At 74.4% G+C, this 24,746-nt stretch carries 26 protein-coding genes; 18 read left to right on the top strand and 8 right to left on the bottom strand.

The features are described 5' to 3' along the window. Positions 1 to 24 precede the first annotated feature (24 nt). The 10 genes from ACFQ11_RS14225 (at position 25) to ACFQ11_RS14180 (ending at position 11,082) form a co-directional block, all read left to right on the top strand. A complete protein-coding gene (locus tag ACFQ11_RS14225; protein ID WP_378298768.1) occupies positions 25 to 933 on the top strand; it encodes a sensor histidine kinase in 909 nt (302 codons plus the stop codon). After that, positions 930 to 1,595, top strand: coding sequence for a response regulator (locus ACFQ11_RS14220; RefSeq protein ID WP_378298767.1), 666 nt, complete (start codon positions 930 to 932; stop codon positions 1,593 to 1,595). Before ACFQ11_RS14225 ends, ACFQ11_RS14220 begins: the two co-directional genes overlap by 4 nt. Positions 1,596 to 2,084: 489 nt before the next feature. Continuing rightward, positions 2,085 to 3,191, top strand: a complete 1,107-nt coding sequence (locus ACFQ11_RS14215) for a DegT/DnrJ/EryC1/StrS family aminotransferase (RefSeq protein ID WP_378298766.1) — start codon at positions 2,085 to 2,087, stop codon at positions 3,189 to 3,191. Next, positions 3,188 to 4,204 (top strand): Gfo/Idh/MocA family protein, encoded by a 1,017-nt coding sequence (locus tag ACFQ11_RS14210; protein ID WP_378298765.1) that lies wholly within the window; start codon positions 3,188 to 3,190, stop codon positions 4,202 to 4,204. The genes ACFQ11_RS14215 and ACFQ11_RS14210 overlap by 4 nt, the downstream gene beginning before the upstream one ends. Before the next feature lie 16 nt (positions 4,205 to 4,220). Then, positions 4,221 to 5,537 (top strand): nucleotide sugar dehydrogenase, encoded by a 1,317-nt coding sequence (locus ACFQ11_RS14205; protein ID WP_378298764.1) that lies wholly within the window; start codon positions 4,221 to 4,223, stop codon positions 5,535 to 5,537. Between the two features lie 195 nt (positions 5,538 to 5,732). Beyond that, positions 5,733 to 7,277 (top strand): glycosyltransferase family 4 protein, encoded by a 1,545-nt coding sequence (locus tag ACFQ11_RS14200; RefSeq protein WP_378298763.1) that lies wholly within the window; start codon positions 5,733 to 5,735, stop codon positions 7,275 to 7,277. After that, positions 7,274 to 8,614: a glycosyltransferase gene (locus tag ACFQ11_RS14195; RefSeq protein WP_378298762.1), complete on the top strand. Its 1,341-nt coding sequence runs from the start codon at positions 7,274 to 7,276 to the stop codon at positions 8,612 to 8,614. The genes ACFQ11_RS14200 and ACFQ11_RS14195 overlap by 4 nt, the downstream gene beginning before the upstream one ends. Further along, positions 8,611 to 9,150, top strand: a complete 540-nt coding sequence (locus ACFQ11_RS14190) for a hypothetical protein (RefSeq protein ID WP_378298761.1) — start codon at positions 8,611 to 8,613, stop codon at positions 9,148 to 9,150. Before ACFQ11_RS14195 ends, ACFQ11_RS14190 begins: the two co-directional genes overlap by 4 nt. Before the next feature lie 7 nt (positions 9,151 to 9,157). Then, on the top strand, positions 9,158 to 10,498 hold the full coding sequence (locus ACFQ11_RS14185) for a glycosyltransferase (RefSeq protein WP_378298760.1): 1,341 nt from the start codon (positions 9,158 to 9,160) through the stop codon (positions 10,496 to 10,498). Between the two features lie 14 nt (positions 10,499 to 10,512). Beyond that, on the top strand, positions 10,513 to 11,082 hold the full coding sequence (locus ACFQ11_RS14180; protein ID WP_378298759.1) for a hypothetical protein: 570 nt from the start codon (positions 10,513 to 10,515) through the stop codon (positions 11,080 to 11,082). Between the two features lie 4 nt (positions 11,083 to 11,086). Here ACFQ11_RS14180 and ACFQ11_RS14175 read toward each other — a convergent pair whose 3' ends face one another. The 3 genes from ACFQ11_RS14175 to ACFQ11_RS14165 all read right to left on the bottom strand — a co-directional run bounded on the left by ACFQ11_RS14175 (position 11,087) and on the right by ACFQ11_RS14165 (position 13,892). Further along, positions 11,087 to 11,686, bottom strand: a complete 600-nt coding sequence (locus ACFQ11_RS14175; RefSeq protein WP_378298758.1) for an acyltransferase — start codon at positions 11,684 to 11,686, stop codon at positions 11,087 to 11,089. Between the two features lie 54 nt (positions 11,687 to 11,740). After that, complete coding sequence (locus ACFQ11_RS14170; RefSeq protein WP_378298757.1) at positions 11,741 to 12,727, bottom strand: glycosyltransferase family 2 protein; 987 nt, start codon at positions 12,725 to 12,727, stop codon at positions 11,741 to 11,743. 208 nt (positions 12,728 to 12,935) lie between these two features. Next, entirely contained in the window at positions 12,936 to 13,892 is a 957-nt protein-coding gene (locus ACFQ11_RS14165) for an alpha/beta hydrolase (RefSeq protein WP_378298756.1), read from the bottom strand. A gap of 133 nt (positions 13,893 to 14,025) precedes the next feature. On the opposite strand from ACFQ11_RS14165, the gene ACFQ11_RS14160 reads away from it, so the two are divergent. The 6 genes from ACFQ11_RS14160 to ACFQ11_RS14135 all read left to right on the top strand — a co-directional run bounded on the left by ACFQ11_RS14160 (position 14,026) and on the right by ACFQ11_RS14135 (position 19,426). Continuing rightward, positions 14,026 to 15,240 carry an acetoin utilization protein AcuC gene (locus ACFQ11_RS14160; RefSeq protein ID WP_378298755.1) on the top strand — a complete coding sequence of 405 codons (1,215 nt, stop codon included), beginning with the start codon at positions 14,026 to 14,028 and terminating at the stop codon, positions 15,238 to 15,240. Continuing rightward, positions 15,240 to 16,085, top strand: coding sequence for a phosphatase (locus ACFQ11_RS14155; RefSeq protein ID WP_378298754.1), 846 nt, complete (start codon positions 15,240 to 15,242; stop codon positions 16,083 to 16,085). The genes ACFQ11_RS14160 and ACFQ11_RS14155 overlap by 1 nt, the downstream gene beginning before the upstream one ends. Positions 16,086 to 16,424: 339 nt before the next feature. After that, positions 16,425 to 16,628, top strand: coding sequence for a helix-turn-helix domain-containing protein (locus ACFQ11_RS14150; protein ID WP_026403281.1), 204 nt, complete (start codon positions 16,425 to 16,427; stop codon positions 16,626 to 16,628). Positions 16,629 to 17,036: 408 nt separating this feature from the next. Continuing rightward, on the top strand, positions 17,037 to 17,135 hold the full coding sequence (locus ACFQ11_RS14145; RefSeq protein ID WP_018654693.1) for a 30S ribosomal protein bS22: 99 nt from the start codon (positions 17,037 to 17,039) through the stop codon (positions 17,133 to 17,135). A 26-nt stretch (positions 17,136 to 17,161) separates the two neighbouring features. Beyond that, positions 17,162 to 18,184: an NAD-dependent epimerase/dehydratase family protein gene (locus ACFQ11_RS14140; protein WP_378298753.1), complete on the top strand. Its 1,023-nt coding sequence runs from the start codon at positions 17,162 to 17,164 to the stop codon at positions 18,182 to 18,184. A 222-nt stretch (positions 18,185 to 18,406) separates the two neighbouring features. Next, complete coding sequence (locus ACFQ11_RS14135) at positions 18,407 to 19,426, top strand: lysophospholipid acyltransferase family protein (protein ID WP_378298752.1); 1,020 nt, start codon at positions 18,407 to 18,409, stop codon at positions 19,424 to 19,426. Between the two features lie 4 nt (positions 19,427 to 19,430). On the opposite strand, the gene ACFQ11_RS14130 is transcribed toward ACFQ11_RS14135, so the two are convergent. The 5 genes from ACFQ11_RS14130 to ACFQ11_RS14110 all read right to left on the bottom strand — a co-directional run bounded on the left by ACFQ11_RS14130 (position 19,431) and on the right by ACFQ11_RS14110 (position 22,772). Continuing rightward, positions 19,431 to 19,901: a hypothetical protein gene (locus ACFQ11_RS14130; RefSeq protein ID WP_378298751.1), complete on the bottom strand. Its 471-nt coding sequence runs from the start codon at positions 19,899 to 19,901 to the stop codon at positions 19,431 to 19,433. 46 nt (positions 19,902 to 19,947) lie between these two features. After that, complete coding sequence (locus ACFQ11_RS14125; RefSeq protein ID WP_378298750.1) at positions 19,948 to 20,442, bottom strand: SRPBCC family protein; 495 nt, start codon at positions 20,440 to 20,442, stop codon at positions 19,948 to 19,950. 39 nt (positions 20,443 to 20,481) lie between these two features. Beyond that, positions 20,482 to 20,955, bottom strand: coding sequence for an NUDIX domain-containing protein (locus ACFQ11_RS14120; protein ID WP_378298749.1), 474 nt, complete (start codon positions 20,953 to 20,955; stop codon positions 20,482 to 20,484). 1 nt (position 20,956) lies between these two features. Then, complete coding sequence (locus ACFQ11_RS14115) at positions 20,957 to 21,829, bottom strand: HAD family hydrolase (protein WP_378298748.1); 873 nt, start codon at positions 21,827 to 21,829, stop codon at positions 20,957 to 20,959. A 301-nt stretch (positions 21,830 to 22,130) separates the two neighbouring features. Next, positions 22,131 to 22,772, bottom strand: a complete 642-nt coding sequence (locus ACFQ11_RS14110) for a sigma-70 family RNA polymerase sigma factor (protein ID WP_378298747.1) — start codon at positions 22,770 to 22,772, stop codon at positions 22,131 to 22,133. A 304-nt stretch (positions 22,773 to 23,076) separates the two neighbouring features. Here ACFQ11_RS14110 and ACFQ11_RS14105 point away from each other — a divergent pair, with 304 nt between their 5' ends. Together ACFQ11_RS14105 and ACFQ11_RS14100 are read left to right on the top strand one after the other, a co-directional pair. Continuing rightward, complete coding sequence (locus ACFQ11_RS14105; RefSeq protein ID WP_378298746.1) at positions 23,077 to 24,432, top strand: putative quinol monooxygenase; 1,356 nt, start codon at positions 23,077 to 23,079, stop codon at positions 24,430 to 24,432. A gap of 2 nt (positions 24,433 to 24,434) precedes the next feature. After that, positions 24,435 to 24,704: a glutaredoxin family protein gene (locus ACFQ11_RS14100; protein WP_378298745.1), complete on the top strand. Its 270-nt coding sequence runs from the start codon at positions 24,435 to 24,437 to the stop codon at positions 24,702 to 24,704. Positions 24,705 to 24,746: the final 42 nt, after the last annotated feature.

The following is a 24,746-nucleotide window of genomic DNA, read 5'->3' as shown; positions in this document are numbered from 1 at the left end:
CTGGCCGGCACGGGGGCGTGCGCGGTGGGGTACCAGGCGGCCGGGTTCGACGTGCCCGCCGTCGCGTTCCTCGTCGCGGTGTACGCGGCCGTGCGGGCCGGGCACCGCACCGCCACGGTGGCGGCGAGCCTGGCCATGATGGCGGCCCTGCCCCTCGCCGCCCTGGCCTTCGGACCGGGCGACACGGGCGAGGCGTTCGCGCGGGCGCGCGGCGCGCTCGAACTGGCCTGGCTGATCGCCGCGGCCGCCGCGGGGGAGGCGCTGCGGCAGGCCGAGCGGCGGGCCGACGAGGCGGAACGCACCCGGGAGGAGACCGCGCGGCACCGCGCCGCCGAGGAGCGGCTGTACATCGCCCGCGAGCTGCACGATTCGCTCACCCACCAGATCTCGATCATCAAGGTGCAGGCCGAGGTCGCCGTCCATGTGGCGCGCCGGCGCGGCGAGCCGGTGCCGGAGGCCCTGCTGGCGATCCGGGAGGCCGGACGGGAGGCCACCCGGGAGCTGCGCGCGACGCTGGAGGCGCTGCGCGACGACGACACCGCCCCGCCGCGCGGCATCGACGACGTCCCCGACCTGGTCGAACGAGCCCGCGCCGGCGGGCTCGACGCGACCCTGACGATCGAGGGGCGGCGGGACGCCCTGCCCGCCGCGGTGGAACGCACCGTCTACCGGATCGTCCAGGAATCGCTCACGAACATCGTCCGCCACGCGGGCGGCGCCGCGGCGTCCGTCCGGATCGACTGCCGCGCGGACGGGGTCGCGGTGCGCGTCGACGACGACGGCGGGGCGTCGCCCGGGACCGCCGCGGCCCCCGGCATCGGGCTGCTCGGCATGCGCGAGCGGGTCGGCGCCCTCGGCGGCCGGCTGCACGCCGGACCGCGCGGCGAGGGCGGCTTCGCCGTCCGGGCGGAACTGCCGGTGGAGCCGTCGTGATCCGTGTCCTGCTGGTCGACGACCAGCCCCTGATCCGCAGCGGGTTCCGCGCGCTCCTCGACCTCGAGGACGACATCACCGTGGTGGCCGAGGGCGCCGACGGCGCGGAGGGCCTGGCCCTGGCCCGGGAGCACCGGCCGGACGTCGCCCTGATCGACGTCCGGATGCCGGTCGCCGACGGCATCGAGGCGACCCGGCGCATCGTCGCCGACCCGTCCCTCACCGGGGTGCACGTCGTCATACTGACCAACTACGGGATGGACGAGTACGTCTTCGACGCGCTGCGCGCCGGGGCCGCCGGTTTCCTCGTCAAGGACATCGTGCCGGAAGACCTCCTGCACGCCGTGCGCGTCGCCGCGCGCGGCGACGCCCTGCTCGCCCCCTCGATCACCCGCAAGCTCATCGACCGGTACGTCGCCCACCCGCCCGACGGCGGGACCGGGGCGGGACTGGAGGAGCTGACGGCCCGCGAGCGCGAAGCCGTCGTGCTGGTCGCGCGCGGCCTGTCCAACGACCAGATCGCCGAACGCATGGTCATCACCCCGATGACGGCGAAGACGCACGTCAACCGGGCCATGAGCAAGCTCCGCGCCCGCGACCGCGCCCAGCTCGTCATCCTCGCCTACGAATCCGGCCTGGTGACTCCCCGCAACAACTCCTGACCCCGCCGGGGAACGGGACGTACTGTGTGGCGGCAACCGATTTACGGCTCGGCGACGCGCAAGCGAATAAACGGTTAAGCCTGTGAGTAATTCGAGCGACGCGGGCGCGAAACGCGGGCGAATTTCGGGTGACGTTCGGGCGGCTCGCGGGAGAAAGCCGCGCGGACGCTCGTTGCCGGGGCCTGCGTGCCGGGACGGCCGGCGCCGGATGTGCGTCGAACATGCAGGTCACAGGACGTTCCGGAGTGCGACCCGCGATCGCCGCGTTCGGGCCCGTAGGTGATGGAATAGGTCCAGGGTCGCGAATTCCTCATGTGTCCGTACACACTGGGTTCGAGTACGGCAACGACGTTTTGAAGAACGTGCTGCACGCTCGCGGCTTTAGCTACAATCCGACCGATAAGCGAGACTTTCGCGGTCCGCGACGCCGCCGTCGCGCGCCCTTTTGAGAGGGCCCCCGGCGCGGCCACCGCAATTAGGAGATTGCCCATGCCCGTGGAATCCGGGGACCCCGTCCCCGCGGCGAGACCGGTGATCGGCGACGCGGAGATCGACGCCGCGGTGCGGGTGCTGCGCAGCGGGCGGGTCGTGCAGGGGCCGGAGGTCGCCGCGTTCGAGGAGGAGTTCTCCGCGCTCGTGGCCGGACGGCACTGCGTCGCGGTCAACTCGGGGACGTCGGCGCTGCACCTGGCGTTGCTGGCGCTGGGGATCGGGCCCGGCGACGAGGTGATCGTGCCGTCGTTCACGTTCGCGGCGACGGCGAACGCGGTGCGGCTGACCGGGGCGGAACCGGTGTTCGCCGACATCGAGCCGGGCTCCTTCTGCCTCGACCCGGACGCGGCGGCGGCGGCGATCACACCGCGCACCGCGGCGATCATGCCCGTGCACCTGTACGGGCATCCGGCGGCGATGGACCGGTTCGCGGCGCTCGCCGAACGGCACGGCCTGGCGCTCGTCGAGGACGCGGCGCAGGCGCACGCGGCGAGCCTGCACGGGGTCCCGGCGGGCGCTCTCGGCACGGTGGGCTGCTTCAGCTTCTACCCGACGAAGAACATGCACGCGCTCGAGGGCGGCATGGTCACGACGGCGGACGCCGAGGCGGCCCGGACGCTGCGGCTGCTGCGGAACCAGGGCATGGAGGAGCGGTACGCGAACGAGATCGTCGGGGCGAACCTGCGGCTGACGGACGTCGCGGCGGCCGTCGGACGGGTGCAGCTCGGGCGGCTCGGGGAGTGGACGGAGCGGCGGCGCGCCAACGCCGCCTTCCTCGACGCGAAGATCACCGGGGCGGTGCCGCCGCCGGTCGCCGCGGGGGCGCGGCACGTCTACCACCAGTACACGGTCCGGGTCCCCGGGAGGCGCGAGGCGATGCGGCGGCATCTGGACGAGCGCCGCATCGGCAACGCCGTCTACTACCCGACGCCCGTCCACCGGCTGCGGCCGTTCCTCCGGGACGGCGGGCCCGATCCCCGCTGGGACCTGCCGGAGACCGAGCGCGCGGCGGCCGAGGCGGTGTCGCTGCCGGTGCATCCGACCCTCACCGAGGCGGAGCTGGCGCGCGTCGCCGACGCCGTGAACGAGGGAGGTGCGGCATGAGCGACCTGCGGGCTGGCCTCGTGGGGCTCGGCGTGATGGGGCGCAACCACGCGCGGGTGCTGGCGTCGATGGGCGGCGTCGAGCTCGTGGGGGTCGTCGACCCGCGCGGCGGGGCCGTCCCGAACGGGGTGCCGCTGCTGGAGTCGCTGGACGAGCTGCAGGCGCTCGGCGTCGACTACGCGGTGGTGGCGTGCCCGACGGCGCTGCACGAGGAGATCGGGCTGCGGCTCGCGGACGCGGGCGTCGCCGCGCTGATCGAGAAGCCGCTCGCGGACTCGGTGGAGGCGGCCGGACGGCTGGTCGCGGCGTTCGAGTCGCGGGGGCTCGTCGCGGGCGTCGGGCACATCGAGCGGTACAACCCGGCGCTGCAGAGCATGCGGGCGCGGCTGGAGGCGGGCGAGCTGGGCGAGGTGTTCCAGGTGGTGACGCGCCGGCAGGGGCCGTTCCCGCACCGGATCTCCGACGTCGGCGTGGTGAAGGACCTCGCGACCCACGACATCGACCTGACCGCGTGGGTGACCGGCCAGGACTACGTGTCGATCTCCGCGCACACGGTGGCGCGCAGCGGCCGCCCGCACGAGGACATGGTGGCCGCGGTGGGGCGGCTCGCGGACGGCTCGATGGTGAACCACCTCGTGAACTGGCTGAGCCCGCTGAAGGAGCGGACGACGGTGGTGACGGGCGAGCGCGGCTGCTTCGTCGCCGACACGCTCACCGCCGACCTGACGTTCCACGCGAACGGCGAGGTCAGCAACGAATGGGAGGCGCTGCGGAACTTCCGCGGCGTCTCGCAGGGCGACACGATCCGCTACGCGATCCCGAAGCCGGAGCCGCTGCGGGTCGAGCACGAGCGGTTCCGGGACGCCGTCCGCGCGGGGGACGGGACGGGCGGGATCGTCACGCTGCGGCAGGCGCTCCGGACGGTCGAGGTGTCGGCGGCGGTGCTGGAGTCGGCCGAGACGGGCGAGACGGTGTCGCTGAAGGCGGCGTCGGAGGTGCTGGGTGTCGGCTGAGACGGGGAGGCGGAGCATGCGGATCTGCGTGGTCGCGCTCGGGAAGATCGGGCTGCCGCTGGCGGTGCAGTTCGCCCGCAAGGGGCACCGGGTGGTCGGCGCCGACGTGAACGAGCGGGTGGTGGCCGACGTGAACGCCGGCCGGGAGCCGTTCCCCGGCGAGGCCGGCCTGGGCCGGTACCTCGCCGAGACGGTCGCGGACGGGCGGCTGACCGCGACGACGGACACGGCGGCGGCCGTCGCCGGGTCCGAGGCGGTCGTGGTGGTGGTGCCGCTGTTCGTCGACGAGGACGGCACGCCCGACTTCGGCTGGATGGACGACGCGACGCGGGCCGTCGCGGCGGGACTGCGGCCGGGGACGCTCGTCAGCTACGAGACGACGCTCCCGGTCGGGACGACGCGGACCCGGTGGGCGCCGATGCTCGCCGAGGGGTCCGGCCTGCGGGCGGGCGCGGACTTCCACCTGGTGTTCAGCCCCGAGCGGGTGCTGACCGGCCGGGTGTTCGCGGACCTGCGGCGCTACCCGAAGCTCGTCGGCGGCATCGACGACGCGTCCGCGCGGCACGGGGCGGAGTTCTACGAGCGGGTGCTGGACTTCGACGAGCGGCCCGACCTCGACCGTCCGAACGGGGTGTGGGACCTCGGGTCGGCGGAGGCGGCCGAGCTGGCGAAGCTGGCGGAGACGACGTACCGGGACGTCAACATCGGGCTCGCGAACCAGTTCGCCCGGTACGCGGGCGCGATCGGCGTGGACGTCATGAAGGTGATCGACGCCTGCAACACCCAGCCGTACAGCCACATCCACCGGCCGGGCATCGCGGTCGGCGGGCACTGCATCCCGGTCTATCCGCGCATGTACCTGTGGAACGACCCCGGCGCGACGGTCGTCCGGGCGGCCCGGGACGCCAACGTCGCGATGCCCGAGTACGCGACGGGCCTGCTCGCGGACGCCTACGGGGACCTGACGGGCGCGCCGGTGCTCGTCCTCGGCGCCGCGTACCGGGGCGGCGTCAAGGAGACGGCGTTCTCCGGCGTCTTCCCGACGGTCGAGGCGCTGCGCGCGCGCGGAGCCGTCCCGTACGTGTCCGACCCGATGTACACGGCGGAGGAACTGGACGGCCTCGGCCTGCCGCCGCACCGGGGCGAACCGGTGACGGCCGCGATCGTCCAGGCCGACCACGCCGAGTACCGCACGCTCGGGTCGTCCGACATCCCCGGGGTGAAGGTGCTGGTGGACGGCCGCCGCGTCACCGACCCGGCCCGCTGGGCGGGCGTGGCCCGCGTCGTCATCGGCGCCCCGGCCGAAGGGGCCGGTCCCGGGACGCCGCACTAGGCGTTCAGAACGTACGGCGGCCCGCCCATCCCGGACATCGACGGACCACTGGAGAACCGAATGCCACCCGAAGACGAGACGGCTCCCGCCGCGCCCCCCAGCGCGTCCCCCACAGCGTCCCCCACAGCGTCCCCCGCAGCGACTTCCGCAGCGCCTTCCACAGCGCCTTCCAGCGGGACGCGCGGCCGCATCGTCATGCTCGTCGACAACGACGTCGTGCGCGACTCGCGGGTGCAGAAGGCGGCGACGTCCGCCGCCGCCGCGGGCTGGGAGGTGCACCTCCTCGGCTGCACGGGCGGGCGGAAGCGGAGCTGGGAGCTGGGCGGCGCGCACGTGCGCCTCGTGCGGCTCAACCACACGCTGGTGCCGGGCAAGAAGCACACCGTGCTGCGGGCGACGCTGCGCCGCCCGCTCGCCTACGGGCACCCGAACGTGGCCGACTACCGGCGCCGGCTCGTCCGGTCCCGGCGGGCCGACCTGGCCGCGAGCCGGCTCGAGCCCGGGACGGGCCCGGCGCGCAAGGGCTGGCTGCTGGCGCGGGGGGCCGCGGCGAAGGCCCAGGCCCGGTGGGTCGCGGTGCGGGCCCGGCAGACGGACGCGCTCGCGGCGGCCCGCCAGAACCGCGACTCGCCGCTGGAGCGGCTGGCGATCCGGTTCTGGCAGGCGCTCCTCGGCGACCGGGCCTGGCGCGTCCTCGACCGGAACCTGTGGGACTGGGACAGCGCGTACAAGAACGTCATCGACGAGCTCGAACCGGACATCATCCACGCGAACGACTTCCGGATGCTCGGGGTCGGCGCGCGGGCCGCGCGGCGGGCGCGCGCGAAGGGGCGGACGGTGAAGCTCGTCTGGGACGCGCACGAATTCCTGCCGGGCATCCGGCCGTGGGGGACCGGGCCGCGCTGGATCCCCGCGATGTGCGCGCACGAGCGCGAGTACGCGGGCGACGCCGACGCGGTGCTGACGGTGTCGGAGGCCCTCGCCGACCGGCTCGTCCAGGGGCACGGCCTGCGGGAGAAGCCCACCGTCGTGCTGAACGCCCCGGTCACCGAGGGGGAGCCGGGAGGGGACGAGCCGGTCCCGGACATGCGGGAGCTGTGCGGCGTCGGCCCGGACGTCCCGATCGCCGTCTACAGCGGCAGCGCGTCCCGGCAGCGCGGCCTCGACATCATGATCGACGCGCTGCCGCGGCTGCCGGAGCTGCACGTCGCGCTGGTCGTCGCGACGGCCCGCTCGGAGTACGTCCGGAGCCTGGTCGCGCGCGCCGCCGAACTCGGCGTGGACGACCGGGTCCACCTGCTGCCGTACGTCCCGTTCGACCAGGTCGTCCCGTTCCTGGCGGCGGCCGACCTCGGCGTCATCCCGATCCACCACTGGCCCAACCACGAGATCGCGCTGATCACGAAGTTCTTCGAGTACTCGCACGCGCGGCTGCCGATCGTCGTGAGCGACGTCCAGGCGATGGGCGACATGGTGAAGAACACCGGGCAGGGCGAGGTGTTCCGCGCCGAGGACCTGGACGACTACGTGCGGGCGGTCGAGGCGGTGCTCGGCGACCCGGGCCGGTACCGGACCGTGTACGACGACCGTCCCGACCTGCTCCGCGAGTGGACGTGGGAGGCGCAGGCCGAGGTGCTCGACGGCGTCTACACCCGCCTGCTGCCCGCCGCCGCCCGGACGCCCGCGCCGGTCGCCGACGCGTCCGCCGCGCCCCTCGTCGGCGCCCGGGACCGGGCGTGACGGTACCCGGAGACCGCGACACGGCCGCCCGGGACGCGGCCGCCCGGGACGCGGCCGCCCGGGACGCGGCCGCCCGGGACGCGACCGCCCGGGGCGCGACCGCCCGGGGCGCGACCGGCCGGGACGTGGCGGTCGTCACCCCCTGGTACCCCAACCCCCAGCAGGAGTGGGCCGGGGCGTTCGTCGAGGCGATGGTCGACGCGACCGCGCCGGGCTGCGGCGACGTCACCGTCTACCACACCGAGGCGTGGCTGATGCGGCAGCCGCCGGAGGAGGTCGAGGCGGCGCGCGCGGCGCACCGCCGCCTGCTGCCCGTCGCGCTGCACCCCCAGCCGGCCGTCGCGGGCGCCCGGCTGCTGCGCGTCCCCGTCCCGACCGTGCCCGAGTACACGTTCGCGGACCTCGCCCGCGAGCACGCGTCGTGGCTGCGGGAGGCGCTCGGCGGCGAGCCGATCCCGGCGCCGGTCGTGCACGCCCACGTGGGGCTGCGCGGCGGCTGGACCGCGCTGCAGAACGCCCGCCCGGACGCGCGCGTGTTCGTCACCGAGCACGCGTCCTTCCTCGACAAGGTGCTGGCGCAGCCCGACTCGCGGGAGCTGTACGAGCAGGTCCTCGACCGCTGCGACGGGTTCTTCGTCGTGACGGACGTCCTGCGGGACAGGCTCGCCGAGACGTTCCCCGGGCTCGCGGACAAGATCCGGCCGATCGCGAACCCGATCTCGTTCGCGACGCCGCGGCCCCGTCCCGTCACCGAGCTGCGCCGCTGGCTGTACGTCGGCTCGCTCGTCGAGCGCAAGGGCGTCGGCCCGCTGCTGGAGGCATTCGCCGAATGCCGCGCCGACGACCCCGGGCTGACCCTGACCATGGCGGGGGCGGGCCCGCTGGCCGGGGCGCTCGCGGACCGCGCCGCCGAACTCGGCGTCGGCGGCGCGGTGACGTTCCCCGGCGCCGTCCCCCCGGACCGGGCGGCGCGGCTCATGCGGGAACACGACCTCCTCGTGCACGCGGCCCGGTACGAGACGTTCGGCGTGACGGTCGTCGAGGCGGTCGCGGCGGGGACGCCGGTGCTCGTCACCCGCTGCGGCGGCCCCGAACGCACCCTCGCGGGTGTGGCGGACGCGGCCGGGGAAATGATCGACGTCGCGGACACCCCGGCGCCGATCGTCGCGGGCTACCGCCGGCTCCGCGACCGCTTCCCGGACGGGCTCGACCTGCCGAGGGCCCGGGCCGTCCTGGACGAGCGCTTCGGCTACCGCACGGTCGCGGAGGCGCACCACCGCCACTGGTTTCCCGGCGCCGCGGAGGCGGACGCGCCGGACGAGAGGGAGGTAGCGTGAACGTCCTGTTCGTCGCCCTCGGCGGCACCCGCAGGCCCGCCGTCGTACGGGAGTCCGCGCGGGTCGTCGCGGACGGCGGCGAGGCCGCGGTGCTCGTCGGCGCGTCGTCGGCGTGGGCGCGGGAACCGCTGCCGGACGGCGTCGACACCGTCGAGCTGCCCGCGCTCGAACGCCGCTACCGTCCCGCCGCCGTCCGGATCCCGCTGTACCGGATCCCGCGGCTGCTGGTCCGCGCCTGCCTGCCCGGACCGCTCCGCGGGCTCGGCGACCGGATCGACGGCGCGTACCGGCGGCGCGTCGCCCGTCCCGTCGACCGGATGCTGGCCCGCCTCTACCGGCGCGACCCGGCCGCCGTCCGGCGCCGGGTGGTCGACCGGGAGGTGCTGCGCCGCCGGTCCGTCGACCTCGTCGTCGTCGGCGACCCGCAGTCGCTGGCGACCGCGTCCGAACTCGCGGGCGTCATCGCGGGGGCGGGCGCGCGGCTCGCCTACTCCATCGCCCACGAGCGGCCCCGGGCCGGTTACGCCGGAGGATGACCCCCACATGACCGAACGCCGTCCCCGGCTGCTCTACCTCGCGTTCTACTTCCCGCCGTCCCGCGCCAGCGGCGTCTACCGGCCCCGCGCGACCGCGAACCGGCTGGCCGAGCTGGGCTGGGACGTCACGGTCTTCGCGGCGCCGCTGCCGTTCCTGTACGACACGATCGGCTCGGTCGACGACGGGCTGCTCGCCACGATCGACCCGCGCGTCACGATCGTCCGCCCCGACCTGAACCGGTTCCTGTGGCAGACGAACGTGCGCGACTACAGCCGGTTCCGCGCGACGTTCCCGCACCTCGCGCAGTCGATGTACACGTGGGGGCAGGACCACGTGTTCCCCGAGCGCTACGCGTCCTGGGCGCGCGACGCCGTCCGGAAGGCGCTGCGGATCCACGTGCGCCGCAGGTTCGACGTCGTCCTCGCGACCGGGAACCCGTTCGCGTCGTTCGGTGCCGCGTGGGCGTTCCACAAGCTGACCCGGACGCCGTACGTCGTCGACTACCGCGACTCCTGGACGCTCGACCAGTTCACCGAGACGCCGAGGTACGGCGACGGCCATCCCGCGTGGCGCTGGGAGCGCCGGGTGCTGAGGTCGGCGGCGAACTCGCTGTACGTCAACGACGCGCAGCGCGAATGGCACGCCGGGCGCTACCCGGAGGCCGCCGGCAGGATGATGACCGTCCTGAACGGCTGGGACGCCGACACGCTCCCGGCGGCCGCCGAGCCGCCGCCCGCCGCGCGGACGGCGCCGGGCGGGCACGCGCCCCGGTTCACGTTCGTCGGCACCGTCACCGGCGAGCAGCCGATCGAGGCGCTGGCCGAGGGGTTCGCGCGGGCCCGCGAGCACGCCGACATGGGCCGCGCCGTCCTCGACCTGTACGGGTACTTCGGGTTCTTCAAGGACTCCGACAACGCGCTGCGCCGCCGGTTCGGCGGCGAACCCGGCGGCGACGCCCTCGCCCCCGGCGTCCGCCACCGGGGACCCGTGTCGAAGACGGCGCTCGCCGGCGTCTACCGGGACTCCGACGTCCTCGTGTTCCTGAACGGCGGCGGACGATACGTGACCTCGGGGAAGATCTTCGAGTACATGGCGGCCGGACGGCCCATCGTGTCGGTCCACACGCCGGGCTCGGCGGCCGAGGAGCTCCTGCGGGGCTATCCGCTGTGGTTCAACCCCGGCGGGCTCGACCCGGCGGCCGTCGCCGCGTCGATGGTGGAGGCCGCGAAGGCGGCGGCCGGGCTGGACGAGCGGCAGGTCGCCGACGCCCGCGCCTACGCGGACCGCTTCGAACGGACCGTGGCCCTCGAACCGCTCGTGCGGCGGCTCGGCGAACTGGCCCGGTGAGAGGAGACGCCGACGTGACCGAGACGCCCCGGGTGATCGTCCTCGCGATGGATCCCGCGCTGAGGACGGACGCGGCGCCGAGCGTGGAGCCCCGGCGCCAGTACCGGCGGATCATCGGGCTCGCGGCCCACTTCGCCGAGGAGGGCGCCGAGGTCGACGTGGTGACGGCCGAACCCGGCGGCTGGGACGCCCTGGACGGCCGGGTGCGCCTGCACCGGCTCGACGAGGCCGAGGCCCGGCACCCCCTCCCGTGGCTGGAGCACACGCTCGTCGTGCGGGTGCCGCGGCTCCTCGCGCGGCCGGTGAAGCGGCTCGGCCGTCCGGGCGCCCGGCTGGACCGCGCGCGGAGCACCGCGTCCACGACCGTCCACCGGCGCGTCTTCCTGCCGTTCTACCGGCACGCCCGCCCGCTCGTCCTGGCCCGCGTCGCCCGCCGCCTCCCCCGCGACGTCCGGACGGCCCCGCTCGCCCGCGTCATCGTGATGGACCGGACGTCCGTGCCGCTCGCCCGCCGGCTGGCCCGCCTGCACCCGGACGCCGTCGTGACGACCCGGCAGGACCGGAGCCTGCGGGCCGCGCCGTGACCGTTCAGCGCTTCTCGGCCAGCTCGCCGGACGCCTCCGCGTAGACCTCGCCCGTGCGGGGGCACTCCCACGTGCCCGGCTCGCCCGGCCGCTCGGCCAGCCGGACCCCGGCGCGCCCGACCCACCCGATCCGGCGCGCCGGGACGCCCGCGACGAGCGCGAAGGCGGGGACGTCGCGGGTCACGACCGCGCCGGCCGCGACCATCGCCCACCGCCCCACCCGCACCGGCGCGACGCACACGCTCCGCGCGCCCAGCGAGGCGCCCTCGGCCACGTGGACTCCGACGGCCTCCCAGTCCGCGGCCCGCTTCAGCCTGCCGTCCGGGTCCACCGCGCGCGGGGCCCGGTCGTTGGTGAGGACGACCGCGGGCCCGACGAACACGCCGTCCTCGAGCACGGCCGGTTCGTAGACGAGCGCGTGGTTCTGCAGTTTCACGTTGTCGCCGATCCGCACGCCCGACCCGACGTACGCGCCCCGCCCCACGATGCACCCCGCGCCGAGCCGGGCGCCCTCGCGGACCTGGGCGAGTTCCCACACGGTCGTCCCGTCCCCGATCTCCGCGGACGGATCGACCTGCGCGCTCGGCAGGATCCGGTGGTTCATGCGGTGCCCTCCATGTTCTCCGTGCCATGTTCTGCGTGCCGGACGTCGGTCGGTTCACAGCACGCTCTCCAGTTCGTCGTCCGTGCCGTCGATCAGGCGGTCGGCGATGGCGCGGTGCGAGGGGGCCAGCAGCGCCAGCAGGCCGGGGGTGGCCCAGGCGTCCAGCAGCTCGCGGCACCCGGCGAGCATGACCTTGCGGTCGTCGGCGGAGGCGCCCGGGTAGCTTCGCTGGAGCCGCCCGCAGACCTCCAGCCGCAGGTAGCGGTGGTGCAGCGCCTCCCGGACGGCGCCCGGCGCGGTGTGGTCGGCGACCAGCCGCATCGCGGCGGCGACGATCGCGTAGACGTCGGCGTGGGCGGCGCCGCCCGACTGGGTCGCGCTCGTCCCGTCCGCACGGGCCGCCCAGTAGTAGCAGTCGTGGTCGGCGAGGACGGACACGCCCCGCGCCCGCAGGTACGCGCCCGCGGTGAACAGCTGGTCCTCGTGCGACGGGACGCCCTCGACGAAGCGCAGCCCGGCGTCCTCGAGGAGCGAGCGGCGGAGCAGTTGCAGCGCCGCCATCGACATCCGGCCGAACAGGTCGCAGCCGGGGTCGAGCACGTGCGTGCGCTCGATCGTCGCGTCGAACAGCCCCCGCGCGATCCTCCGCCCCCCGACCCCGACCTGCTTGCCGAGGACGACGTCGGTCCCGTTGCGTTCGGCCATCGCGACCGTCCGCTCGAGGGCTTCGGGGGCGAGCCGGTCGTCGGCGTCCAGGAAGAACACGAACCGCCCGGTCGCCAGCTCCAGTCCCCGGTTGCGCGGCGCACCGGGCCCGCCGGAGTTCGCCTGGTGCACGACCGTCACCCGGTCGCCCGCGAGCACGTCGCCCGCGAGGGCGTCGAGCAGTTCGCCCCCGCCGTCGGTGGAGCCGTCGTCGACGGCGATGACCTCGATCCGGTCGGCGGGGAGAGACTGCGCGGCAACGGACGCCAACGCGCCGCGCAGGGTGCTCCGGCAGTTGTAAACCGGAACGACGACACTGACCAGAGGGCTCGCCATGCGGCTAATTTAGCGGCCCTCGATCACCGTCGTATCCGCAGGCCACGGCGTCGCCCCGCATTTCTCGCCCGTCATCGACGGGCAAGGGAACAAAGCATGTCCACGTCGTTAACCGCGCATTTCCACAAGGATTCTCCTTGTTGGGCGGTCGCATTTCCCGGGCGTGCCCCCGTCCGCGCGCGGGCCCGTCGCCGGGGGGCCGAGCGGGTCAGGCGGCGGCTTCGCTGCGGGCGGGGGCGGTGACCGCGGTGATGAAGCGGGCCGTGTCGCGCATGGCGGCGCTCGCCTCCGGGAGGACGCGGTTCAGGATCTGGAAGACGTGCATCTGGCCGTTCCACACCTGGAGCTCGCAGTCGGCGCCCGCGGCGGTGAGGGCGTCCGCGAGGGCCTCGGCCTCCGGGCGCAGGACCTCGGCGCCGCCGACCTGGATCAGGACGGGCGGGGTGTCCGTCCACGCGCAGGTGAGGAGCGCGACGCGGGGGTCGTCGAAGCCGTCCGGGCCGACGACGAGGCGGGCGACGCGGCGCGCGGAGCGCGCGCTGATGTAGGGGTCGCGGGCGTCGGCCTTCGTGGAGAGCTCGCAGGTCAGGTCGACCCACGGGGAGAAGAGGACGAGCCCCGCGGGGGACGGCAGGCCGGTGCGGCAGATCTCGCCGGTGAGCGCCGCCGCGAGGTGCCCGCCGGCCGAGTCGCCGGCGAGGACGATGCCGGACGGCGGGACGCCGCGGGCCAGCAGCCATCGGTACGCGGCGACGGCGTCTTCGAGGGGGGCCGGGAAGGGGTGCTCGGGCGCGAGGCGGTAGCGGGGGACGAGCACCGGCAGGTTCGTCTCGAGGGTGAGCCGCGCGGTGATCGGCCGGTGCGTGCGGGGCGAGCAGAGCACGTAGCCGCCGCCGTGCAGGTACAGGATCGCGCCGGGCGCGGCCTCGGCGTCGCGGCCGACGACCCATTCGCCGGTGACGGGCGGTTCGCCGGATTCGACGCCCGGGTCCCGGAGGGGGCGGACCTGGACGCGCTGGGTGTGCCGGATCAGCCAGGACGCGGCGTCCACGGTGGAGCGGGCGGTGCGGATGCTCCCGGCGTGGCCGGGGATGCGGTCCATGAAGGGGTGGACGCCGAGGCGGAGCGCGTTGCTGATCATGCGGCTGCGTACGCTCGGGTCCATCGTTCCTCCACGGTTCCTTTGTGGTCAGGTAGATATATGCCCAAATCTGGCCAGTTGTGCACGTCACACATCGGACACGGAACCCGCGGCCGGTGTGAGCCGCGCCATAGGCGGGGCGCGATAGCGTGAGGTCATGAGCAGTCCCGCCCCTCAGTCGCCCGACGCGCCCGGTCCGTGCGGGCTCGAGATCCTCTGGGACGAGCGGCTCACTTCCTACGATTTCGGCCCCGGGCACCCCCTGAATCCCGTGCGCGTCGAGTTGACGATGCGGCTCGCGCGTGAGCTGGGCGTCCTCGACCGTCCGAACGTGCGGGTCGCCGCGCCGGAGCCCGCGGACGACGCGCTGCTCCGGCTGGTGCACGAGGAGTCGTACATCGCGTCCGTCCGGCATTCGGGCGCGACCGGGCTGCCGGAGCCGCGGCACGGGCTCGGCACCGACGACAACCCGGTCTTCCTCGGGATGCACGACGCGTCCGCGCTGGTGACGGGCGCGTCGGTGGCGGCGGCCGAGGCGGTGTGGAACGGGACGGCCGAGCACGCGGCGAACATCGCGGGCGGGCTGCACCACGCGCTGGCGGGCGCCGCGAGCGGGTTCTGCGTCTACAACGACCCGGCGGTCGCCATCGCGTGGCTGCTGGAACAGGGCGCCGAGCGCGTCGCGTACGTCGATGTGGACGTACACCACGGCGACGGGGTGCAGATCGCGTTCGCCGACGACCCGCGCGTCCTGACGATCAGCCTGCACGAGACGCCGCGCACCCTGTTCCCCGGCACCGGGTTCCCGAACGAGACGGGCGCGGCGGGCACGTCGGTGAACGTGGCGCTGCCGCCGGGCACCGGGGACGCGCAGTGGCTGCGGGCGTTCGACGCGATCGTCCCGCCGCTGCTGCGCCGGTTCCGGCCGCAGGTCCTGGTCACCCAGCACGGCGCCGACGCGCACACGCTCGACCCGCTGGCGCATCTGACGCTGAGCGTGGACGGGCAGCGCGCCGCGGCCGCCGCGCTGCACCGGCTCGCGCACGAGACGGCGGGCGGCCGCTGGGTGGCGACCGGCGGCGGGGGCTACGAGCTGGTGCAGGTGGTGCCGCGCACGTGGACGCATCTGCTCGCGGAGGCCGCCGGCGGGCCGATCCCGCCGGAGACGCAGACGCCGGACGACTGGCGCGCGTTCGTCCGGCTGCGGACCGAGGAGATCGCCCCGCGCCGGATGACGGACGGGACCGACGTGGTGGAGGTGCACAGGTGGGGGAACGGCTACGACCCGGCGAATCCGGTGGATCAGGCGATCCTGGCGACGCGGCGGGCGGTCTTCCCGGAGCACGGCCTCGACCCGATGACGGACGAGTGATGGACGCGCCCACGCGCGCCGACCTGCGGGCGCACATGGTCCGGACGATGATCGCCGGTGACGTCGCGACGCCGCGCCAGAACAATCTGCTGCACTACCGCCGGATGGCGGCGGGGCACCCGTACTACCAGTTCGGCTTGGAGCTCGACCCGTCGTGGACCGAGCAGTCCGTGCTGGAGATGATGGTCGAGCGCTGCGGCGTCGACCCGGACCCCCGGCACATGTACGGGGACGACACCATCGACCCCGACATCACGCTCGACGCCCTCGAGGCGATGGGGAAGCGCATCGGGCTCGCCGCGGAGAGGAAGGAGAACGTGGTCGTCGCCACCGGGCACCCGGCCACGCTCACACCCCTTTACCAGGCCGTCGCGCGCGCTCTGCTGGGCGCCGGGTGCACGGTGCTGACGCCCGCGCGCGGTTGGACGTACGAGATCGGGACGGACTACGGCGGTTCGGACCTGCGGCGCCTGGTGTACGCCGAGCCGGGCGTCGCGATGCTGGAGAGCGAGGACGGCCGCACGCAGCACACGCACGACCCGCACCCGATGGAGGCGATGCTGCGCGAACTCGCCGCCGATAGCGGGTCCGAGGGCGGTGCGGGCGGTAAACCGGAATTCTGGCCGGATCTGGCCATCGCCGATCACGGGTGGGCCGGAGCGGCCGGGCAGGCGGGCATCGACACCGTCGGGTTCGCGGACTGTAACGATCCGGCGCTGTTCGCCGGCGCCGCCGAGGGCAAGGTCGACGTGGTCGTCCCGCTCGACGACGGCGTGAACCCGCACCATTACGCCCCTTTGACCGCCTTCATCCTCGGGCACGCGGGGCTGCACGCCACCGGCTGAGCCCGCCCGTCCCGTAAGTTCCCCCGCCCGTTCGTCACCCTGCGTCACCGTGAACGGGCGGGCGTGACGCATGCGCTCGTCCGGGACCCCTCGTGACGCATGGGACGCAGGTCGATCCGGGGTCGTGCTTCACATCGGACGGTCGTGTCGTGCGGCGCGTCCGGGACGGGCGCGGCACGCGTATCAGCACTGTGGCGCCCCGGCAAGGTCCGGAGACGGAAATGCGTGGAATCCCCTCTTGCGACGCGCGATACGCGATTTACGCTGGAGGAAGTACACGTGCGTGATCAAAGTCACCCCGAAGGACCGGTGCGCGGCACGTGTGGAAGAGGGCGTCCGATGAGTTCAGGCGAGCGACCTCTGAGCGAGGTCAGGTTCCTGACGGTGGCCGAAGTGGCGGCGGTGATGCGGGTGTCCAAGATGACCGTCTACCGCCTCGTCCACTCGGGCGAGCTGCCCGCGATCCGCGTGGGCCGTTCGTTCCGCGTCCCCGAGCAGGCCGTACACGACTACCTGCGCGAAGCGTACATCGAGGCCGGATGACGGGGCGGCGGCGGTCCGGGCCGCGGGCCCGCGGCGGCCGCCGGGCCGGCACCCGGCCGCGCGACGGGGACTGAGGACGGGACCCCGGCGGCGCGGCCGCCGGAGACGGGAGGACACCGCACGGGACGGGCGCGCCCGTCCCGGCGCGAACAGGCGGCGTCCGGTGCCGTGCCGAGCGCGGCGCCGGACACCCGCACCGGACGGCCGCACGCGTCGGCCGCGCCGGCGCGGCCGACGCGTCCGCGTCACCCCGCGGACGCCTCCCCGCCATGCCGGCGCATGATCCGCGCCGGTACGGCGGTACTCTTGACCACTGGACCGTGCGCGCATCATCGAGTGAGCCGTCGAGCGACCTCGCCCGCGGCACGTCCGGACCGCACATCACCCGATACGCCGGAGCGAGGTCTCGTGGGCTCTGTCATCAAGAAGCGTCGTAAGCGGATGGCGAAGAAGAAGCACCGCAAGCTGCTGAAGAAGACGCGCATCCAGCGCCGCAACAAGAAGTGAGCGCGCCGGCCGCCCGGCCGTAGAGGATGGGGCCCACAGTGTCGTCCACGCCCGCGGCCCGTGTCGTCCTCGTCACGGGCGTGTCCCGTCTCCTGGGGGCGCGGGTCGCGCACGCGCTGCAGGCCGACCCGGGCATCGAGCGGGTGATCGGGGCGGACACGGTCCCGCCCACGGCGCCGCTCGGCCGCACCGAGTTCGTCCGCGTGGACATCCGGACGCCCGGCATCGCGAAACTCATCGCGTCCGCCGGGGTCGACACGGTGGTGCACCTCAACCTGGTGACGTCCCCGTCCGTGCCGCGGGCGAAGGTGAAGGAACTCAACGTCATCGGCACGATGCAGCTGCTCGCGGCGTGCCAGCGTTCACCGGACGCGCGCAAGCTCGTCGTGCGGTCCTCGGCGGCCGTCTACGGCTCCTCCCCGAAGGACCCGGCGGTCTTCACCGAGCTGGACCAGCCCGTCGAGGCCCCCTCGTCGGGGTACGCCAAGGACGCGGTCGAGGTCGAGGGCTACGTGCGCGGCCTGATGCGCCGCCGCTCCGACCTGACCGTGTCCGTGCTGCGCTTCGCGAACTTCGTCGGCCCCGGCGTGGACTCCCCGTTCACCCGGTACCTGCGGCTTCCGGTCGTCCCGACGGTGCTCGGGTTCGATCCCCGGCTGCAGTTCGTCCACGAGGACGACGGCGTCGAGGTGCTGCGCCGCATGACCGTCGAGGACCACCCCGGCTGCTTCAACGTCGCCGGGGACGGCGTGCTGCTGCTCTCCCAGGCGCTGCGCCGCGCCGGGCGCCCGTCCGTGCCGGTCCCGGCCCCGTCGATCTCGGTGTTCGGCGACATGGGCCGCCGGTTCGCGGGCCTGTCCGGCTTCTCGCCCGAACTGCTGCGCTGGCTCACCTACGGGCGGGTCGTCGACACGTCCGCCCTGGCGGGCGCGCTGGCCTGGCGGCCCAAGTACGACACCGAGGCCGCCTTCGCCGACCTCGTCGCCGCCGGGGGCCCGGACCACGGCCCCCTCGGCCGCCTCGCGGCAGCCCTGGGCTCCGGCCGTTGAGCGCGCCCGGCCCCCGGGGGCATGCTCGGGCGGAGCGAGGGCATGAGCGTTGGTGTCACCGGGGGTGGGGGAACGCCGTCCGGAACGCAGCGAGCTCGGCCGAGTTCCGTCCCCGCCTGGTGGACGGCGGTTCGCCCGGCGGCGGATCGCCTTCCCCTGTCCTGCTCCGCAGGGGTCCGGTTCCTCCCCGCCCGAAGGCGGGGGTCTTCTCGGAGGTGTCCGATGAACGCCCACCATGAGGCAGACGAGGGCGCCCGGATCATCCCGCTCGCCGCGGCCCGGGAACGGGACGGCGGCGGGGACGAAAGGCGCGACGCGGGAAGCGACGCCCGGCGGGGCGGCGACGCCGCGAGCGGCGACCGGGACGCGGCGTCCGGCGGTCTCCGCTCCCTCGAACGCTCCCTCGGCCGCTCCCTGGAACGCCGCATCGCCGCCGGCCTGGAGTTCCTCAGCCGCCGCCTCACCGGCGACTACGAGGTCGACGAGTTCGGCTTCGACCCCGAGCTCAACGGGACGGTGCTGCTGCCGCCCGCCCGCGCCCTGTACGAGCACTGGTTCCGCGTCGAGCTGGCCGGCGTCGAGAACGTCCCGCGGGACGGCGGCGCGCTCGTCGTCGCGAACCACTCCGGCACGCTGCCGCTGGACGGCCTGATGCTGACGGTCGCGCTGCACGACCACGCGGGGCGCGACCTGCGGCTGCTCGGCGCCGACCTGATCTACCAGGTGCCCCTCCTCGGCCACCTGGCGCGCAAGGCGGGGCACACGCTCGCCTGCCAGGCGGACGCCGTCCGGCTGCTCGGCAAGGGCGAGATCGTCGGCGTGTTCCCCGAGGGGTACAAGGGCGTGGGGAAGCCGTTCGCCGACCGCTACAAGCTGCGGCGCTTCGGCCGCGGCGGGTTCGTCGGCACGGCGCTGCGCGCGGGCGTCCCGATCGTCCCGTGCGCGATCGTCGGCGCCGAGGAGATCTACCCGAAGATCGCCGACCTGCGCCCGCTGGCCCGCCTGCTCGGGCTCCCGTACTTCCCGGTGACGCCGACGTTCCCGCTGCTCGGGCCCGCGGGCCTCGTGCCGCTGCCGTCCAAGTGGATGATCGCCTTCGGGGAGCCGATGTACCTGGACGACTACGACGCCGAGGACGCCGACGACCCGATGACGGTCTTCGAGATCACCGACCACGTCCGGGAGAACGTCCAGCAGATGCTGCACGAGACGCGCCTGCGCCGCGGCCCCGCGTTCTTCTGACGGCTCAGCCGCCGCCGGGGGCGCACTCGTACGCGTCCACGGCCTTGAACGCGGCGATGCTCTCGTCGTTCCAGACGGGCTTCCAGACGTCGGCGACCCGCTTGCCGGGCTTCAGGTTCTCCGACGACGTCCTGATCGCCTCGACGGCGGTCCGGAAGTCGCCGGCGATGTCCGGCGGCGCGCTCGCCTCCATGGGCTCGGCGGTGCGGAGCGTCAGCACGGCCTTGCGCTTCAGCTCCTCCATGCCCGGCCCGTTCCCCTCGGCCTCCCGGGCGACGTCGGCCCGGTACGCCAGGGCGCCGACCTGGAAGGTGCTCAGATTGAGGCAGAACGCCGAGGTCGGCGAGGGGGACGGGCTGGGGGACGGGCTGGACGGCGCGGGTTCCGCGGCACGTGGCGGCTCGGCGGAGGAAGAGCAGCCCGCGAGCGCGAGCACTGCGGCGAGGGCGGCGGCCCCCGTACGGGCGATGGTCATGGCGGGAGCGTAGGGCGGCGGGCGCGGGAGGGGTCCCGCGATCCGGCTACCGGGACGTGAGGGCGGCGAGGTCGAGGGGCGGCCGCTCGACGGTCCGGGCGAGGATGCCGAGGGTGGCGCGCAGGCCCGCCTCCGGGATCACGGGGAAGATCCCCTTGTCGCGGTACTCCTCGTGGATCTCGCTCCAGTCGTAGTAGGACGTGACGAGGCTGCCCTCCGCGGCGGGTTCGACGCGGTAGCCGTACAGGTGCCGGACCGGCGGCTCGAGGTTCCCCTCGACCGTCCACTGGATGTGGGCGTCCGGCTCGAACTCGGTGATCACGACCGTGACGTCGTACTTGCCGAGCGGGTAGTCGTTGAGGGACTCGCGGTCCATGTGGACGACGAACGTGTCCCCGGCCTTCGTGACCCGATCGCCCTCGGCCGACTGGAGCATGCCGGAGCTGTCGATCGCCACGTGCCCGCGCGGGTCGGTGAGCACCGCGAACACGGTCGCGGGCGGCGCGGCGATCGTCCGCCGGACCTCGAATCGTTCTTCCATGTTCGCAATCCTTAACACATCGGACTACCCGCCGGAAGATCAGGAATCGACCGGCAGGTAGATCGTCTCCCGGCGTTCACGCGCGCGCCGCGCCGCGGGGACGCGGGGCGCCAGGGCGGGGGAGAGCCGGGCCTCGGCCTCCTCCCAGGTGAAGAACCCGAACGCGTCCAGCTCGTCCTCGGCCAGGCGGATCGCGGACGGGTCGGCGACGGTGCCGCCGTCGAACGTGAAGTGGAGCATCGGCCGGTCCATGTCGGGGTTGGGCGGGACGACGTCGACGACCAGCAGCCGCCCGGCGCCGATCCGCAGCCCGAGCTCCTCGGCGATCTCCCGGACGACGACCTGGTGCGGCGCCTCGCCGGGCTCCATGGTGCCGCCCGGGACATGCCAGTACGGGCGGTAGTTCGGCTTCACGAGCAGGACGCGGTCGCGGTCGTCCGTCAGGAGGGCGCCCGCGGAGACGTGCGCCGTGGGGAGCGTCGCGTACCACTCGCGGGGGGACAGGTACGGCATCTCACGACCGGTAGTGCTTGCGCAGCGCCATGCCCGCCGCGACGCCTCCCGCGATGGCGCCGGCCCCGGCGGCGGCGGGGAGCGCGACCATGGTGACCTTGCGTCCCGTCCGGAAGTCGTGGACGGGCCACTCGTTCGCCCTCGCGTGCTCGCGGAGCGCGCCGTCCGGGTTGACCGCGTGCGGGTGGCCGACGACGGTCAGCATCGGCAGGTCGTTGATCGAGTCGCTGTAGGCGGAGCACCGGGACAGGTCGAGGCCCTCGCGCTGCGCCAGCGCCCGCACGGCCTCGGCCTTCGCGGGCCCGTGCAGCAGGTTCCCGACGAGGCGTCCGGTGTAGACGCCGTCGCGGGTCTCGGCGACGGTGCCGAGCGCGCCGGTGAGGCCGAGCCGGTGCGCGATCGTCCGGGCGACCTCGACGGGCGTCGCGGTGACGAGCCACACCTGCTGCCCGGCGTCCAGGTGCTGGAGGGCGAGGGTGCGGGTGCCGTGCCAGATGCGGTCGGCCATCACCTCGTCGTAGATCTCCTCGGTGAGCCGCACGATGGACGCGACGCGCTGCCCGGCGACGAAGGACAGCGCGGCCTCCTTGGCGCTGCCGATGTGCTCGTGGTTCTCGGTGCCGCGCAGCCGGAACGCCGCCTGCCCCCAGGCGAACATCAGCAGGTCGCGCGTCGTGAACAGCTTGCGGCGGGCCAGTCCGCGCGCGAAGTAGTAGATCGACGCGCCCTGCATCATCGTGTTGTCGACGTCGAAGAACGCCGCCGCGGCGGGATCGGGCTCGGGGAGCGGCTCCGGTTCGGTGGCCGCCTCGGCGGCCACCTTCCCCGCGCTCACCGGGTCCTGGTTCTTGCCGCGCTGCCAGAATCGCCGCATGGCCCGAAGCCTAGTCAACGGTGCCTCCGCCGCCGTCGTCCCGGGCTCGATTGCGACCGTCCTCACTCCGCGCCGCGGCGGACACCAGCCGTGCCCGCAGGTCGGCCCGGAAGGCCGGGTCGGGGGCCGGGGCGCGCGCCCGCAGGCGGACCAGTGGGTTGGCTCGTCCGACGATCTTGGCTCGCCCGCTTCGCAATGACGCTCCCTTCCTGCCCGCACAACGAGCGGAGCCCGTCTCCGGTTACGGCCGCGGCGCCGGGCACGGGGACGCCCGGACGCCCGGGCGTGTCGCGGGACGGGCTCAGCGCAGGTCGTCGGGGAGCATGCGGGCCAGCGAGCGGACGGCCCGGTACTGGAGGGCCTTGATCGCGCCGGCCTTCTTGCCCATGATCAGCGCCGTCTCGGCGACCGACAGGCCGTGCAGGAACCGCAGCACCACGCATTCCTGCTGCTCGGACCCGAGCCGGCGGACGGCCGCGAGGAGCGTCCGGTTCGTCATCGAGTCCAGGACGGCCTGCTCCGGGTCCTCCTGCGGCCGGTCGGGCTCCAGCAGCTCGGCGGTGCAGATCTCCAGGCGGTACCGGCCGGACTTGAAGTGGTCGGCGACCAGGTTCCGCGCGATGGTGACGAGCCAGGCGCCGAAGTCCTTGCCCTGCCAGTGGAAGTCGCGGATGCGGCGGAGCGCGCGCAGGAACGTCTCGCTCGTCAGGTCCTCGGTCAGCGAGTGGCTGCCCACCCGGTAGTACACGTACCGGTAGACGAGTTCGACGTAGTGGTCGTAGAGGGACCCGAACGCCTCCGCGTCGCCGTCCCGGGCGCGCAGCACGAGCGCTTTGAGCGCCTCCGCGCCCCCCGCGGCCGGCTCGTCCGTCCGGATCGGGAGCGGGACGCTCGAACGCCGAGGAAGCGGGATGACCCCGGCGTCGAGGGTCAAGCTGCTCATGCAGTTCTCCTCGGGGCGTACGCGACCTCCGGCGGGATTTGTCACTCTAGATACCGAAAGGTGCACCAGGCAATGGCCGGGACGTGCCACGACGCCCGGCGGCGACCACGGCCGCGGGGCGCGGAACGCGCTGCGGCCGGGCCACTCAGGGACGCGCCCGGCACGGCGTCGGGCCGTCCGGACGGCCGGGCCGCGCCCGCGGGGGCCGGGGGCCGGGCCGCGCCGGTGGCGCGGACGCCCGCGGTACGGGCACGGGGTGGCGGGTTACCTGTCCGGGGTCGGGATCGGGCACCATAAAGCCACGATGGTCAGTGCTCTTCTCGCGCTTCTCGCGGCCTGTGGCGCCTTAGTCGCCACGTGGCTGCTGGTCTCGCGCGCATACAAGGACCGGCTGCTCTACCTGATCGCCTGGTCGTTCACCCAGGTCGGGCTTTCGCTCGCCCTGCTGTCGATGGCCGTGGGCTTCCTGGCGGGGTTCAACGGCCTGTTCTTCCGCGTCGTGGAGATCGGTGCGGCCCTGCTCGCCCCGCTGTGGCTGATGCTCGGGATGGTCGAGCTGATCGCCCGGTTCGTCCAGGTGCGGTTCGGCGCGTGGCTGTTCACCATCTCGTACACGGTCGTCGCGGTCGTCATCCTGCTGCTCGACCCGCTCAAGGGCGACCTCGGCGACGACCTGCCGAAGCCCGGCGACACCTACGACGCGCTCCCGCTGCTGCTGATCGACGGCGCGCACGTCGTGTCGACGGTGGCGCTGGTGGCGTGCACGGGGTTCACCGCCTGGATGGCGAGCAAGCGGGACCGGGAGGCGGCCGAGCTGCTGATCCCGGTCGCGCTGGTGGCCCTCGCGGGGGTGCTCGCGCTGCTCGGCAGCCGCGGGTTCCTGCCGGGGGCGCTGTCGGCGATCGCGCTCGGCGGCGCGGCCGGGCTCGTCTGGTACGGCGCGATGCGCACGATCCCCGTCTACGACGACGAGGACGACTTCTACGACGACGACTTCGACGGGGAGTTCGTGGACGAGCCCGCGACCGGATACGAGGAGCCCGCGTACGAGGGGCGGCGGCGCGCCGCCGCGGAGCCCGTCCCGGCCCCGACGCCGCCCGCCGACAACCGTCCCGGCGGGCGCCGGGGCGAGCTGCGGTTCCCCGAGCAGCAGGCGGAGGAGCTGCGGTTCCCGGAGCCGTCCGGGGGGCAGCCGCTGCCGGACGGCCCGGCGGGCGCGACCGCCGTCGACGGGCTGGACGACTCCACGCTCGCCGCCGCCGCGGCGCTCGCCGCGATCCCGGGCGGCGGGCCCGCCGTCGCGGGCCGCCCCGGCGGCGACCTGGCGGCCGGATGCGGCCAGATCACCGTCTACACGCTGCTGGACGGACGCGAGGCCGCGTTCGACCGGCTCGCCGCGGAGCTGGTGAATGCGGCCCGCGCCGCCGAGCCCGACACCGTGGTGTGCGCCGTCCACGAGGTGGTCGGCAGCGCCACGCAGCGCATCCTGTACCAGCTCTTCCGCGACGAGGCCGCCTTCAACGCGCACCGGCACCAGCCGCACCTGAAGCGGTTCCTGGCGGAGTCGCGGACGCACGTGCTGGCGACGAACGTGATCGAGCTGAGGCTCGGGGCGCACAAGGTGCCGCCGCCGCCCGCACCCGAGCGGCCCCGGAGGTGACGGTGGACGGCACCGCGGACGACGTGGTCGTCACGCTGCTCGGCAAGCCCGGCTGTCACCTCTGCGACGACGCCCGCGCGATCATCGAGCGGGTCGCGGCGGATCTGGACGTGCGCGTGGAGGAACGCGACATCACCGCGTCCGAAGAGGACACCCGGGAGTACTGGGAGCAGATCCCCGTCACGCTGATCAACGGTGTTCAGCACGACTTCTGGCGCGTCGACGAGAACCGGCTGCGGGCCGCGATCGCGGAACTCCGCGGACGCCGCTGAGCGTCCGGCCGGGCGCCGAACCGGCGCGCGCGGCCGGGCCCG

The sequence above is a fragment of the Actinomadura sediminis genome (assembly GCF_042675525.1).
Lineage (GTDB): Bacteria > Actinomycetota > Actinomycetes > Streptosporangiales > Streptosporangiaceae > Spirillospora > Spirillospora sediminis.
This window is presented reverse-complemented; position numbering and strand designations above follow the sequence as displayed.